This is a genomic window from Aliiroseovarius halocynthiae (genome assembly GCF_007004645.1).
Classification (GTDB): domain Bacteria; phylum Pseudomonadota; class Alphaproteobacteria; order Rhodobacterales; family Rhodobacteraceae; genus Aliiroseovarius; species Aliiroseovarius halocynthiae.
In genome coordinates, this window is the sequence record NZ_ML660019.1 from 956,992 (window position 1) to 970,207 (window position 13,216).

Sequence of the window (13,216 nt, forward strand, 5' to 3'; positions counted from 1 at the left end):
CACCAGGCCGAGATCGGTCTAGGCAGGACGTATGAGTATGGCCTTGGACGCGTATGAAGGGGCATCGGACGAGGCATTGCTGGTGCTTTACGGCAATGGAGATCCGGTGGCTGCACAGCTTCTGACCCACCGGCTTGCGCCGCGGGAGTTGGGCTTTGCCACGCGTCTATTGGGGGGGGACCGGGCCGAGGCCGAAGACGTGGTTCAGGAAGCGATGCTGCGGTTGTGGAAACAGGCCGAAAGCTGGCGCAGCGGAGAGGCGCAGGTCTCGACCTGGTTGTATCGCGTGGTCTCAAATCTGTGTACTGATCGGCTGCGCAAGCGCCGCACGGTCGGGCTGGACGTGGCGGGTGACCCCGAAGATGATCGGCCATCTGCTGTGGACAGCATGATGGATGTGGATCGGGCAAGCGCATTGCAGGATGCATTAAATCGCCTGCCGGACCGGCAACGGGTTGCGGTGACACTGCGGCATATTGAAGGGGCAACCAACCCAGAGATCGCCAAGATCATGGACATCAGCGTCGAGGCGGTGGAAAGTCTTACCGCCCGGGGTAAACGGGCTTTGGCCAAGGATTTGGCTGGCCGACGCAAGGAATTGGGATATGACGAAACCTGATAAGACACAGCTGGACGACGATGACCTGGAGCTGTTCTTTGAGGCAGCGCGCCGTGATGCGCCAAAGCCATCCGAGGCGTTTCTTTCGGCCATCATGGCGGATGCTCAGACCCAATTGCCAAACGTGCAAACCAAGCCTGCCACACTGCAAAAACAGGGCTGGCTAGGGTCCATCCTGTCCGCGATTGGTGGCTGGCCTGCCGCGGCTGGGCTTGCAACCGCTACAGTTGCTGGCGTGTGGATCGGCTTTACGCAGCCCGTGCAGTTGGAAACTCTGTCTGGTGGCTTGGTCCTAGCCGGCGACTATGTCATCAGCGACGCGTCATATGTGCTGGAAGACCTTACACCGGGCTATCTTGGCACCAGTATTTTTGCAGAAGATGAGGGATGAACATGTCTGATCAGACCCCACAATCTGAAACCCGCCCCCGCCGCCGCTGGTCACGGTGGGTCTTGGTTGCGTCATTGACGGTAAATTTGCTTGTTCTTGGGCTTGTGGTCGGGGCGAATTTCTCGGGCCATCGCGGGCATGACTTTGATCACCGGGGCCCAGAACGAGGGGCCATTCGGGATCTGGGTTTTGGTCCAATTGCCAAAGCGCTGGACGACAAGGACCGTCGCGAGATTGGCCGCGCGTTCCGTCGCGAAAGCGGATCGTTCAAGGAAAACCGCGCCGCACTCGAGCAGGATTTCAACACGCTTTTGCAGGTTCTGCGCAGCGACCGTTTTGATCCGGTACGCTTTGAAACGGCTCTATCCGCACAAGCCGACCGGTTGCGCGCCCGTGGTGAAACATTGCGCAAATTGGTGGCGGAAAAGGTTGCGGCCATGTCCGTTGATGAGCGAAATGCGTTTGCAGATCGACTGGAAGATGCAGTGGATCGTAAATCCAGTCGCAAATCCCATTGATGGCGATGCTGCCGCCAGATCAGGCGGCGGAACGACCAAAGGTCACAACATTCCGGCCATCGGATTTCGAGGCATAGAGCGCCTGATCGGCTGCTTGCGTCAATTCATGCGCACTGCGAGCATCATTTTTCATGTCGCCCCATACGGCGACACCAACCGAGACTGTGACACGGATTGGGAACGTCGCGTCGGCGACATCAATCGGGTGATCTCCAATGGCACGCCGCAAGCGCTCTGCCATGGTGGCCACGTCTTGGCTGCTGACATCGGGTAGGGCGACCATGAACTCTTCCCCGCCAAAGCGCGCCAGCAGATCAAACTCGCGCAGGTTGTTGCGCAGGCGGTTCGCCACCTCGACCAGCACCTGGTCACCGACACCATGCCCGAACCTGTCATTGATGGATTTGAAGTGATCCAGATCCAATACGAGGATTGCATAGGGTTGCCCGTTGGTCAGGGCCTCTTGCTCTAGCCGGTTCAAATAGCTTTGCGCATAGCGCCGGTTGTGAAGCCCCGTCAGAGGATCCTGCACGGCCAGTGACAAATCTTGGTCAAAGCGTTTGCGTAGCGTGTCCAGCTCTCGCTTGCGAGCCAGAAGGGCCTTCAGGCGTAACGCAAGTTCAGCAGCTTGAAACCCCACATGCAAAATGGCGTCGGCACCAAGATCCAATGCCATGGCACCATCGCTTGGCCGCTCCTCATCCGGCACAACGATGATGATAGCATGACGGGTACGCACACGCGCACGGAGTTCACTGACAAGACGAAGCCCATCGGAATCTTCGTCTAAGGATGCGCTGATGATGAAAGCGTCTGGCACAGTGTTAACGGCATTCATGTCGCCAAGTGCTTGCACTTTGGTCATGACATTTAATCGGTGTGGAAGTTCAGTTCCCAAGGTGCGCCGCCAAAGAAGACCCGTTTCCGGGTCAGGTGCAACTAGGGCGATATGCGCCGCAGGTACAAAGCTTGCCGCACTTTCTGCGCAGCCGAATTTTGCCGAAGTATCGCGATGGCGGGTGACTTCCTCGCAGGTGGCGCGGGCGCGGATAAGGTTTCGTACCATAGCCGATAGCGTGCTTTCCTTGACGCCGCGCGAATAAACATCATCCGCTCCAGCCTGTAGGGCTGCGTTGCGGGCAGCTGGGCCGTCTTTCTCGGCAAAGAGGATTACGGGGATTGAGCGCAGGATTGGGTCGCTCTTAAGAGACGTGCAGACTGACAGGTTTTGAACAGCCTGACCGCGACCCAAAATGATCAGGTCGGGCTGCGCCCGCCGTGCTGTATCCAGCACGTCATCAACCTGTTCGACCTGAATGACATCATAGCCTGAAACCGTCAGCTTAACTTTCAGGACAATGCGATTGGTCGCAAGGTCGTCAGCTATAAGGATCCTTCCGCTCATATGACCTGTCTGTTAAAAGTTGAACTAAGTGGTGTGGATATTGCGCGCTATTGGTTAAGAAATCCTTTCCAAATGAAAAGGAGTGTTAATGTGACATCTGATCAAGCGGAGCGGATTGCGCTGAATATGCTGGTCTGGCTGGTCTCGAATGACGAACTGCTGCCAGTGTTCATGGGAGCGACCGGAGCAGGGCAGGATGACCTCCGAGAACGAGCGGGCGATCCCGAGTTTTTGGCCGCAATGTTGGATTTCTTAATGATGGATGATCGATGGATCATTCAAGCCTGCGATGCGCAGGGATTGGCCTATGATCAAATTTTGCGGATTCGCAAAGCTATGCCCGGAGGGGCGGAAATGCACTGGACCTGAGCATCCGTTAGCGGCAGGGTGCCTTTGAAAACAAAGGTAGGAACCCTCATGACCATCAAAGCCCTTCTCTTCGACAAGGACGGTACGCTGTTCCATTTTAAAGCAACATGGGAGGCATGGGCTCACGCGGTTCTCCTGCGCTTGACAGATGGTGATCATGCGCGTGCGTCCGAGGTTGGGCGGGATGTCGGGTTTGATATGGAGTCTTGCTCTTTTGCCCGCGATAGCGTCGTGATTGCAGGTACGCCAGCCGAGATCGTCGAGGCGTTGAAAAAACATTTTGATATTACAACTATCGCACTGGAAACTATCCTTAACGACGAAGCCGCGACTGCGCCTCAGGTCGAGGCCGTACCCCTCGTTCCCTACATGGAAAGCTTGCGTGCTAGAGGTTTGGCCCTTGGTGTGGCAACCAACGATGCCGAACGTCCGGCGCGCCAACATCTGACCGGAGCGGGCGTGTCGGACCTGCTCGACTTCATCTCGGGCTATGACAGCGGCAATGGTGTCAAGCCTGATGCGGCCCCCTGTCTTGCTTTCGCGCGCGAAATTGACGTGCCAGCAGGGCAGGTCGCTATGGTCGGGGACAGTCTACATGATTTAAAGGCGGGTCGCGCGGCCGGTATGCGAACAATTGGTGTTTTGACCGGTTTGGCCACGCAGGACGAGCTATCCCCCTTCGCCGACGTGGTTCTCCGCGACATCGGAGAAATTCCAGCGTGGCTTGATCAACAAGCATAATCGATGTGCGCAGATTTCCGAATTGTTAAGATATCTTGCATAGCAATATCTATGTGAACTGACGCGTGTGATGATGATGCATGGCTTGATTCTTTGGATATTCGAATCCTTTGTGCGCCTGACCTATGGGGATCAGGTCTGGGAAAAAGTGCTTTCTGATCTTGATCTCCATCTTCACTCGGTTGAGCCGATGTTTCACTATGATGACCAGATTGGCTTGTCCATTCTGCGACAGTTGTCGATTGAACAGAAACGCGACAGGCATTCTTTGCTCGAGGATTTCGGCACGTTCCTTGTCACGGACGCGCGCGTCGAACGCGTGCGTCGCCTACTGCGGTTTGGCGGGGTCGACTTTACCGAATTTCTACACTCGCTCGAGGATCTCAAGGGGCGCGCACGGCTAGCTGTTCCCGATCTGATTTTGCCTGAGATGCAGGTGGATGAAACTCATCCCCATCGTTTTGAGATTACCTGTGAAAACATTCCGGTAGGCGCTCCGTACGTTCTTTTGGGCGCGCTGCGCGCATTGGCGGATGATTATGGCTCGCTGGTGTTTCTCGAGGTCAGCGAGGAAAAAAGTAGTGGCGTTGTGATATTAGCGAGCCTGCTGGAAAGCCAGCACGCCGAGGGTCGTGAGTTCCTTTGGGCGACGGAAGGTGCACCATGAATATCGAACGCCCCATTTCGCTGACTTATGGCGCTTTGGACCATGTGCTGCCAATGCATATGATGATCGACAGCAATGGTATTGTGCAGCACGCCGGGCCTACGATTCAGAAGGTGTTCTCGAACCGTAAAATTGTGGGCCGTAATGTTTTCGGGCTGCTTGAGCTGAGGCGTCCTCGGAACATCACTCGGATCGAGGACGTGGCGAAGATCGATGCTAAACGTGTGCAGCTGCGCACCCGCGATTCATTTCATACCCCGTTAACCGGGGCGGTGGCGTTGATGCCGGGTCTTGACTATGTGCTGCTGAACCTTTCATTTGGGTATTCAATCGCTGAAGCAGTCGTGCGATATGAGTTGGCGGGGTCGGATTTTGCACCGACAGACTTGGCTGTCGAGATGCTCTATCTGGTTGAGGCGAAGTCTGCCGCGATGGATATCGCCAGCCAGCTGGCCCATCGGCTGCAGGACGAAAAGGAAATGGCACAGTCCCAAGCGTTGACCGACGGATTAACCGGCTTGGCTAACCGTCGGGCCCTTGACGTTCGGCTGGATCGGCAGTTGTTGCGAAAAATGCCGTTCTCACTTATGCATCTGGATTTGGATTTTTTCAAATCTGTGAATGACACTTACGGCCACGCCGCAGGAGATGCAGTGCTGGAAGCCGTGGCGCAGATCTTATGTGATGAAACGCGTAGAGACGATCTGGTTGCGCGCGTTGGTGGTGATGAGTTCGTGATCGTCTTGGATGATCAAGTGGATCCCACGGTTTTAGAACAGATCGCAGCTAGATTGATCAAGTGTATTGAAGCACCAATTGTTTTCCAAGGGCGGGAATGTAAAGTTTCCGCAAGTATTGGTGTGGTGTCCTCAACAAGCTATACCTCTCCTGATCCGGCTTTGATGGCTGACGATGCAGACAAAGCGCTCTACGCATCAAAACACGCCGGACGCGCGGCCTACACGATTGCCGGGTCTTGAGTGCGCGTATGACTATGCTCGTTAGGTTGGGTATTGGACATAGCCTCGCCCCATCTAGCTCCCATACAGTCGGAGTTGCAGTGTCGTGACTATTGCGCGTAGGCCAATTCGTCGCGACGATGCCGACTTGCGCATCATTTATCTATACAACTGTTTGGTGGACGCCGATGAGATTACTCGGGCCATCTTGAGATGAAATCTGAACGGTTCGCGGATGTCTTAGGCCCATACCTGTTCGGAGAAATTGCTTAGGGTATCTGGCGTCAGAACGCGCGGGGACAGAAAAGACCTGCGATCTGATTGGCTGATAGGGCGCGTTGCACAGCGGATGAGCGGATCGGGTGTGTTGCCTTCGAAAAGGCTGCTGATCGAACTAAAGATAGATGCAGAAATGCGGTTAATTTGGGAATAGTTTCTAGTTTCAGTCTGCTATTCCGCATGAGCGACACAAGCTGCATATCGCAAGTCTCGAAGGGAATTCCAACTGGCAGCCCGTAGGGGAATCGAACCCCTCTTTCCAGGTTGAAAACCTGGCGTCCTAACCGATAGACGAACGGGCCACTCTGTTGGTAGGCGGGTTATTAGGCGAGCCAATTTGCAAGCGCAAGAGCTGAAATGCGCGAAGTGCAAAAAAGTTTTACAAAGACAGGAACCAATTGAAGTCGCGCAATAGAAGCGCAATCTGATGGAAAGGTGTCTTTGCTGTAGGGGAATAAATGGCAGCCCGTACGAGAATCGAACTCGTCTTTCCAGGTTGAAAACCTGGCGTCCTAACCGATAGACGAACGGGCCACGCTGTGGTGAGGGGTTTTTATGTCAAAGCCCTGTGTCGCGCAAGGGGCATTTTCACTTTTTTACACCTTCAGAAAGTCGATGAATTTCAGGCCTTTGCGGCGTCTTCCAGGCGAAGCTGGGGGCTAAGGCGTCCCTGCCATTGATTAACTTCGAGTCGCCCAGCCAAATGAAATCTGGCGCCGCTATGTTGCTCTAGCATCGGGCCCAATGGGCCATCAAACGCGCCAAACGCAATTGCATCAATGCGTGTGCCCAGCCCATCGCCAAAGCTGACTTTCAGATGGTTTTGCCCGACGCGTTTGGCAAACATGATCTGCACATCTGGAAAGACGAAACGCGGAGCAGGGGCAGAGGCGCCAAAGGGACCTGCCTCTTCCAAGCTTTCAATCAGCTCGATCGTAGCGGCCGAGGGCATGAGAATACCGTCGACACGCAGATCGGCAGCACCCAGATCGTCTGCACCCTGTTTCACCAGCAACTCGGTCAGGCGCTCCATTGCGGGGGCTAATTGATCGCGGGTCAGGCTGAGGCCCGCTGCCATCTTGTGCCCTCCGCCCTTTTCGATCAATCCGTCCGCCGCGAGCTTCTGGATGGCTGCACCAAGGTCAATACCCGATACGGACCGGCCCGAGCCTTTGCCGTCGTCGGCGTCAAAGCCGATGACAATTGCAGGTCGGTTTGTTGTTTCCTTCAGGCGGCTGGCGACAATGCCGACCACGCCGGGATGCCAGCCATCGCCGGCGGCCCAGACCAGCGGCGCAGTCAGCCCGCGGTCTTCAGCCTGTTCCAGCGCCAGATCTTGCACACGTGCTTCGATTTCGCGGCGTTCACTATTGAGTTCATTCAGCTTTTCGGCAATCGCGCTGGCTTCGTTCGCGTCAGTAGTGGACAGAAGGCGCGTGCCCAGATCCGCCTTTCCAATTCGTCCGCCGGCATTCACGCGCGGTCCCATCAGATAGCCAAGGTGATAGGCGCGAGGTGCTTCGTTCAAGCCAGCCACATCAGCCAGTGCGACCATGCCCGGGCGGGCGCGGCGGGCCATGATCTTCAAGCCTTGGCGGACAAAAGCGCGGTTGGCGTGGATCAGGGGCGCAACATCTGCGACTGTGCCAAGTGCGACAAGATCCAGCATAGAAATCAGGTCCGGCCCTTTGCGCCCACCTTCGCGCAGCAGGCGGCCGATCTCGACCAGCACAAGGAACACAACGCCCGCGGCGCAGAGGTATCCGGGCGCGTCGGCCTCGTCCTGACGGTTGGGGTTCACCACCGCATTCGCGTCGGGCAGGGTTTCCGCACCAAGGTGATGGTCCAGCACGATCACATCTGCCCCTTTGGCGCGCGCGGCCGCGATGGGGTCAAAGCTAAGCGTGCCGCAATCGACGCAGATGATCAGGCTGTGATCAACGGCAAGCGTCTCCATCGCGGGTGTGTTGGGGCCATAACCTTCGTCGATCCGATCCGGAATATAGAGCGTAATCTGACGCCCCATCTGACGGAACCAATCGATCAACAGCGTGGCCGATGTCGCGCCATCCACGTCATAGTCAGCAAACACAGCAATGCGTTCGTTGTGATCAAAACCCGCCAAAATGCGTGTGGCGGCTTTGTCCATGTCTTTCAGTTTTCGGGGGTCAGGAAGGAGCTCGCGCAGGGTTGGGTCGAGAAACCCGGTGGCTTCATGCGGGGGGATGCCGCGTTGGGCCAGTAATGTACACAGCGGCAGGGGCAGGGATGTGTGCTGAGAAATGGCCTCGGCCTGTCGTTCGACTTCGGTCGACGGACCAATCCATTTCCGCCCGGTCAGAGAGCTTTCGACCCCAAGAAATGCGCTCATGCAAGCACCTGATCGGTCGAGGTGACAGCGGCGAATTCGCCGTTCAACTGGTCCAATGCTGAGATATGGATTTCTTCTGCAGTCATGGCTGCCCCGGTACGCCAACTGTTGTCTGCGTTGCCCGCGAAGGTGGCGCAGGCGTCATGGACCAGCGTGGCGCTGAAGCCCAAATTGGCAGCCATGCGCGTGGTCGTCGACACGCAATGGGGGGTGGTCAGGCCGCAGATTGTGACCTGTTCGACACCCTGCTTCTGCAACAGTTTCTCGAGACGGGTGCCAATAAAGGCTGAATTTACATGTTTGGTTAGAACGGGTTCACCGTCGCGCGGCGCAACCATGGATTTCAGCGCAATCAGCCCGCCATCCGGGTTCAGGGGACTTCCCGCTGTGGTCGACAGGTGCTGGATGTGAAAGACGGGCGCGTCTTGCGCCCGCCAATGGGACAGAAGCCGGGCTGCATTTGCCTCGGCTTCTGGATTGTTGCGCGTACCCCAAACCGGGTCGTCAAACCCTTCCTGAATATCGATCAGGATCAGGGCGCCCAGCGTCATTTAGCGGTGACGGGGTTGCGATAAATCATGCGACGGACCGAACCGGTTTTCGAGCGCATCAGCAGCGTCTCGGTGGTCAGCCAGCCGGGTTCGCGCTTGATGCCGGACACGATCGAACCATCGGTGACGCCGGTGGCTGCAAAGATCACGTCAGCGGTGACCATTTCGTCGCGCGAATAGATGCGATCCAGATCCGTAATGCCGGCTTTGGCCGCACGGCCACGTTCGTCATCATTGCGGAAGGTCAGTTGCCCCCACATCTGACCACCCATGCATTTCAGCGCGGATGCTGCCAGAACGCCTTCAGGCGCGCCACCACGACCCATATACATGTCGATGCCGGTGATTTCGGCTTCGGCACAGTGGATCACGCCCGCAACGTCACCATCGGTGATCAGGCGAATGGCGGCTCCGGTCGAGCGGATGCCCTCGATCATATCTTCATGGCGCGGACGTTCCAGAACGCAGACAGTGATGTCCTTGGTTTCGCAGCCTTTGGCCTTGGCCAGAGCTTCGACGCGTTCTTTCGGCGACATGTCCAGCGATACCACGTCCTTCGGATAGCCCGGGCCGATGGCCAGCTTTTCCATGTAAACGTCAGGCGCATGCAGCAAAGTGCCACGCGGTGCCATCGCGATCACGGTCAACGCGTTCGGCATGTCTTTGGCGGTCAGTGTGGTGCCTTCCAGAGGGTCCAGTGCGATGTCCACAGCGGGCCCCTCGCCGGTGCCGACCTCTTCGCCGATATACAGCATTGGGGCTTCGTCCCGCTCGCCTTCACCGATGACCACGGTGCCTTGAATGTCCAGCAGGTTCAACTGGTCGCGCATGGCGTTAACGGCAGCTTGGTCTGCAGCTTTTTCATCTCCGCGACCCACAAGGTCGGCGCTGGCCGTGGCGGCGGCTTCGGAAACACGTGCCAGACCAAGCGAAAGCAAACGGTCGGCGAAAACGACTTTATCGGCCATAGGGGGCAATCCTCACTGTCTCTACTCGTGAATCGGTTTAAGGGCCGAGAGGGACAGGGGCAAGCGGATTACGCGGCGAAAGGGCGCTGTGCCCTATGTTTCAGGGCGTTTGTCGCAGATCCGGGCTGCGAATAAGGCCCTGAAACAGCAAGGCGATCATGACCCCGTTCAGGATATGCCAGATGAAATGGGTGCCGGTTGGCCAGATTTCGCATATATGCATGTCGAGCGTGCGGAATGTGAGCGATATCATGAAGGTGATCGTTGCCGCCGTGACCCAAGACGCGATCTGATGGCCACTGCGACGGGTCATAAAGGTAAATACCAGAAGCGCCAACACCGCAGGCAGATATTGCTCGGAACCGTTCAGAAGGCTTTTTTCGGCAGCGTGGCCGTGGTCATGATCATGAATCAGCGGGGTGGCGATCTCGTCCGATGTGGCGGGGGGGTGTTCGGATTGATTGTCGGCCCCGTCGCCTCCGAAGGCTATGAGCACGGCAATCAAGGTGGCGGCAATCGCGACGCCGATTCCGAGCGCTCCGGGTTTGATGCCTGCGATGCGACGCAATGCGACCAGCACGAACAGGGCGACGAATGTCCAGATTGGGATGACGTCTGCCAGCTCGGCCCAAGCGTTTGCTAAAGTGTGGAACAGGAAACTGCCCACGCCGATCATTGCGGCCAGCAGGATCAGGATGCCGGTCATCAGATCCAGCCGGTCACGGCGTTTTGCTTCAATCCAGCCCCAGACCGCCGCCAGAATGAATGAAATATTCGAAATCGCGTTCAGCGGCTCGGCCCAGAAAGCTGTGCCGACGCGTTCGCAATAGATGTCAATCGGTGTGAACCAATCCATAAGCGCCTCCCTTTCAGGTTGCACTTTGTCGGCTCGTTGCAAGCAGGTCCAGTATCAAGCGCGCTGACGTCGCGAAAGGCGCGGTGGCTGGTTGCCTTAAAGGTTTTCGATACGGATCGCGACGGGGGCGCCGTCCACGACACCCGTGTCTGCAAAGCCTTGGATCGCCGCGTCCAGCGCGTCGCGGGTGCATTTATGGGTCACGATCAAGACCGGGGCTAACTTCTCGTCATGGCTGGTCTGGCGCATGCGGTTGATCGAAACGCCGGCGTCGCCCAGAACGGCGGCGACTTTGGCCATCGCGCCGGGTTTGTCCAACAGTGACATGCGCAGGTAATAGGGCGCAGGCTTCGCGGCCTTCGCACCGGTGACCGGGCGCAGGGTTGTCGCAGGCTGTCCGAAGGTCGGGATCCGAATGCCACGTGCAATATCCATCACATCGCCCATTACCGCGCTTGCGGTTGGGCCTTCGCCCGCTCCGGGGCCACGCAGAACAACCTGTTCCACCGCGTCGCCTTCAACAACGACCATATTGGTGCCGCCTTCCAGCTGACCCAGCGGTGATGTTGCGGGCACAAGGCATGGCGACATGCGCTGCTCCAGCCCGCGGCCAGTCATCTGAGCGACCCCCAGAAGCTTGATGCGGAAGCCCATTTCGGCTGCGTGTTCAATGTCTTCTAGCTGGATGCGCTGGATGCCTTCCAGCTCGACCGCGTCGAAATTGACCTGTGTGCCAAAGGCGATGGAGGACAGGATCGACAGTTTATGACCCGCGTCAATGCCGCCGACGTCAAGGTTGGGATCCGCTTCCAGATAGCCAAGCTCGGCGCATTCATCGAACAGCGCGTTATAGCCACGGCCCGTCGCCTGCATCTGTGTCAGGATATAGTTACAGGTGCCGTTCATTACGCCCATGATGCGGGTGATCTCGTTCCCTGCCAGACCTTCCAGCAGCGACTTGATGATCGGGATGCCGCCGGCAACAGCAGCCTCATAGCGGATGCGCACGCCTGCAGCTTCAGCAGCCAGCGCCAACTCCTGGCCGTGATGGGCCAGAAGTGCTTTGTTCGCAGTCACGATGTCTTTGCCTGCGGCAATTGCGGCTTCGACCGAGTCCTTTGCCGGGCCGCCGTCGCCGCCCATCAGCTCGACAAATACGTCAACGTCGTCGCGTTTCGCCAGCGCGACAGGATCGTCTTCCCACGCATAGTCGGATAGATCCACGCCACGATCCTTGTCTTTTGATCGGGCAGAGACGGCGGTGATGACGACCGGACGGCCCGCGCGATCTTGCAGCAATGCAGCCTGACGACGAATGATTTTCACAACGCCGATGCCGACGGTGCCAAGACCTGCAATTCCAAGGCGCAGGGGGGCGGTATCTGTCATGTCGGTCTCCGTCGGCTAGATATGTGTCCAGCGACGTGTAGCCAAAGCGGCAAGGCTGTGCAATCCACGGCGCACTTGCAGGGTAGGATTTGTTGTTGAAATCATCGGCGAGCGCGCCGTGTCGTGGTTTACCCGTCCCCGACCGTCGTTCGGCGCAGGCGCTCGGCCCGTGCCCGTAATGCGGCGGCGCGAGTGGCGAGTGAATCTGTACCATAGCCCCCGTGATCCTCAGGGACCTGCGCCAGAAGGTCATTCATTGACACGATCTTGGGGTAGGGTGCATTCGCTGTCGCGTCGTCCGCGAAGTCGGGGATGTCAGAACAAGCTGTCAGCGCGACGAACCCAATAAATAAACAGGTCTGAAACGGGCGTGTCATGCTGGGGATCCTTAGGCAGTGCTCTTGCGTGACAATAGACAGGCGTGGCGGGCGCTGCAAGGCAACATGATATGCTCAGTAAGTAGTGGCGAAGCATTGCAAAAAGCTTTGATATGAACGTTTGTTCATTTAACACTACCCTATGGCGCGAAAAACTGGATCCCACAGCGAAATAACTGGCCCCCGCGTCCGTGCGGCGGCGCTGACCCTTTTTGCACAGCATGGCTTTGCGGCCGTGTCCATGCGCCAGATTGCGCGCGAGGTAGGGGTTCAGGCCGGTGCGTTGTACTTATACACAAAGGACAAGCAAAGTCTGCTTTTCGATCTGATGCGCACGCATATGGACGAATTGCTGGCGGCATGGGCGGATGAACCCAAGGGCCAAAGCGCGTTGGATGCGCTTCAAGCGTTTTCCCGCTTTCACATCCGATTCCACCTTGAACGCCCAGAGGCCGTTTTCATCGCCTATATGGAACTACGGAATCTGACCGACGAGAATTTTGCGGCGATCGAAGCGTTACGTCGTCAATACGAAGGCGAGCTAGAGGCAATCCTGCGTGCAGGGCAAGACGCGGGCGAACTGGATCTATCCGATATACGCTTAAGCTCGATGGCAATTATCGCCATGTTGACTGGGGTAAACACCTGGTATCGCGAGGGCGGGCGTCTATCGCGCGAAGCTGTTGCCGATCGTTACTGGGATATGGTGCGCGGCGCCGTCGGTGCGTGAGCACTGGACTCTTTGATCCATGACGA

The 13,216-nt window shown here is 57.3% G+C and carries 15 protein-coding genes and 2 tRNA genes; 8 read left to right on the plus strand and 9 right to left on the minus strand.

The genetic code is table 11. The annotated features are described in order from the left end of the window. The first annotated feature begins 31 nt into the window (after positions 1–31). The 3 genes from FIL88_RS04800 to FIL88_RS04810 are packed head-to-tail and all read left to right on the plus strand — an operon-like array spanning position 32 to position 1,528. Positions 32–619 (plus strand): RNA polymerase sigma factor, encoded by a 588-nt coding sequence (locus FIL88_RS04800; protein ID WP_142852655.1) that lies wholly within the window; start codon positions 32–34, stop codon positions 617–619. Further along, entirely contained in the window at positions 606–1,010 is a 405-nt protein-coding gene (locus tag FIL88_RS04805) for a dihydroorotate dehydrogenase (RefSeq protein ID WP_142852656.1), read from the plus strand. Before FIL88_RS04800 ends, FIL88_RS04805 begins: the two co-directional genes overlap by 14 nt. Before the next feature lie 2 nt (positions 1,011–1,012). Next, on the plus strand, positions 1,013–1,528 hold the full coding sequence (locus tag FIL88_RS04810) for a periplasmic heavy metal sensor (protein WP_185960841.1): 516 nt from the start codon (positions 1,013–1,015) through the stop codon (positions 1,526–1,528). Positions 1,529–1,547: 19 nt separating this feature from the next. Here the strand turns inward: FIL88_RS04810 and FIL88_RS04815 are convergent, their stop codons facing one another. Further along, positions 1,548–2,933: a diguanylate cyclase gene (locus FIL88_RS04815; RefSeq protein WP_142852658.1), complete on the minus strand. Its 1,386-nt coding sequence runs from the start codon at positions 2,931–2,933 to the stop codon at positions 1,548–1,550. A 90-nt stretch (positions 2,934–3,023) separates the two neighbouring features. On the opposite strand from FIL88_RS04815, the gene FIL88_RS04820 reads away from it, so the two are divergent. The 4 genes from FIL88_RS04820 (at position 3,024) to FIL88_RS04835 (ending at position 5,690) form a co-directional block, all read left to right on the plus strand. Beyond that, complete coding sequence (locus tag FIL88_RS04820; protein ID WP_407642330.1) at positions 3,024–3,302, plus strand: DUF3572 domain-containing protein; 279 nt, start codon at positions 3,024–3,026, stop codon at positions 3,300–3,302. 48 nt (positions 3,303–3,350) lie between these two features. Next, positions 3,351–4,043 (plus strand): HAD family hydrolase, encoded by a 693-nt coding sequence (locus FIL88_RS04825; RefSeq protein ID WP_142852659.1) that lies wholly within the window; start codon positions 3,351–3,353, stop codon positions 4,041–4,043. A gap of 70 nt (positions 4,044–4,113) precedes the next feature. Further along, on the plus strand, positions 4,114–4,710 hold the full coding sequence (locus tag FIL88_RS04830) for a heme NO-binding domain-containing protein (protein ID WP_142852660.1): 597 nt from the start codon (positions 4,114–4,116) through the stop codon (positions 4,708–4,710). Then, complete coding sequence (locus tag FIL88_RS04835) at positions 4,707–5,690, plus strand: GGDEF domain-containing protein (RefSeq protein ID WP_142852661.1); 984 nt, start codon at positions 4,707–4,709, stop codon at positions 5,688–5,690. The genes FIL88_RS04830 and FIL88_RS04835 overlap by 4 nt, the downstream gene beginning before the upstream one ends. Positions 5,691–6,175: 485 nt before the next feature. Here FIL88_RS04835 and FIL88_RS04840 read toward each other — a convergent pair. From FIL88_RS04840 to FIL88_RS04875, 8 genes are all read right to left on the minus strand, one after another. Further along, positions 6,176–6,250, minus strand: a tRNA-Glu gene (locus FIL88_RS04840). Between the two features lie 157 nt (positions 6,251–6,407). Then, positions 6,408–6,482: transfer RNA gene (locus FIL88_RS04845), tRNA-Glu, on the minus strand. An 88-nt stretch (positions 6,483–6,570) separates the two neighbouring features. Next, positions 6,571–8,319 carry a single-stranded-DNA-specific exonuclease RecJ gene (gene recJ, locus FIL88_RS04850; protein WP_142852662.1) on the minus strand — a complete coding sequence of 583 codons (1,749 nt, stop codon included), beginning with the start codon at positions 8,317–8,319 and terminating at the stop codon, positions 6,571–6,573. Beyond that, complete coding sequence (locus FIL88_RS04855; protein ID WP_142852663.1) at positions 8,316–8,870, minus strand: cysteine hydrolase family protein; 555 nt, start codon at positions 8,868–8,870, stop codon at positions 8,316–8,318. Before FIL88_RS04855 ends, recJ begins: the two co-directional genes overlap by 4 nt. After that, positions 8,867–9,838, minus strand: coding sequence for a class II fructose-bisphosphatase (glpX, locus tag FIL88_RS04860; RefSeq protein ID WP_142852664.1), 972 nt, complete (start codon positions 9,836–9,838; stop codon positions 8,867–8,869). The genes FIL88_RS04855 and glpX overlap by 4 nt, the downstream gene beginning before the upstream one ends. Before the next feature lie 100 nt (positions 9,839–9,938). Next, entirely contained in the window at positions 9,939–10,694 is a 756-nt protein-coding gene (locus FIL88_RS04865; protein WP_142852665.1) for a ceramidase domain-containing protein, read from the minus strand. 96 nt (positions 10,695–10,790) lie between these two features. Beyond that, positions 10,791–12,083 carry a homoserine dehydrogenase gene (locus FIL88_RS04870; protein ID WP_142852666.1) on the minus strand — a complete coding sequence of 431 codons (1,293 nt, stop codon included), beginning with the start codon at positions 12,081–12,083 and terminating at the stop codon, positions 10,791–10,793. 128 nt (positions 12,084–12,211) lie between these two features. Then, positions 12,212–12,460, minus strand: coding sequence for a hypothetical protein (locus tag FIL88_RS04875; RefSeq protein WP_142852667.1), 249 nt, complete (start codon positions 12,458–12,460; stop codon positions 12,212–12,214). Positions 12,461–12,602: 142 nt separating this feature from the next. On the opposite strand from FIL88_RS04875, the gene FIL88_RS04880 reads away from it, so the two are divergent. Beyond that, positions 12,603–13,190 (plus strand): TetR/AcrR family transcriptional regulator, encoded by a 588-nt coding sequence (locus FIL88_RS04880; RefSeq protein ID WP_142852668.1) that lies wholly within the window; start codon positions 12,603–12,605, stop codon positions 13,188–13,190. The last annotated feature ends 26 nt before the right edge of the window (positions 13,191–13,216 follow it).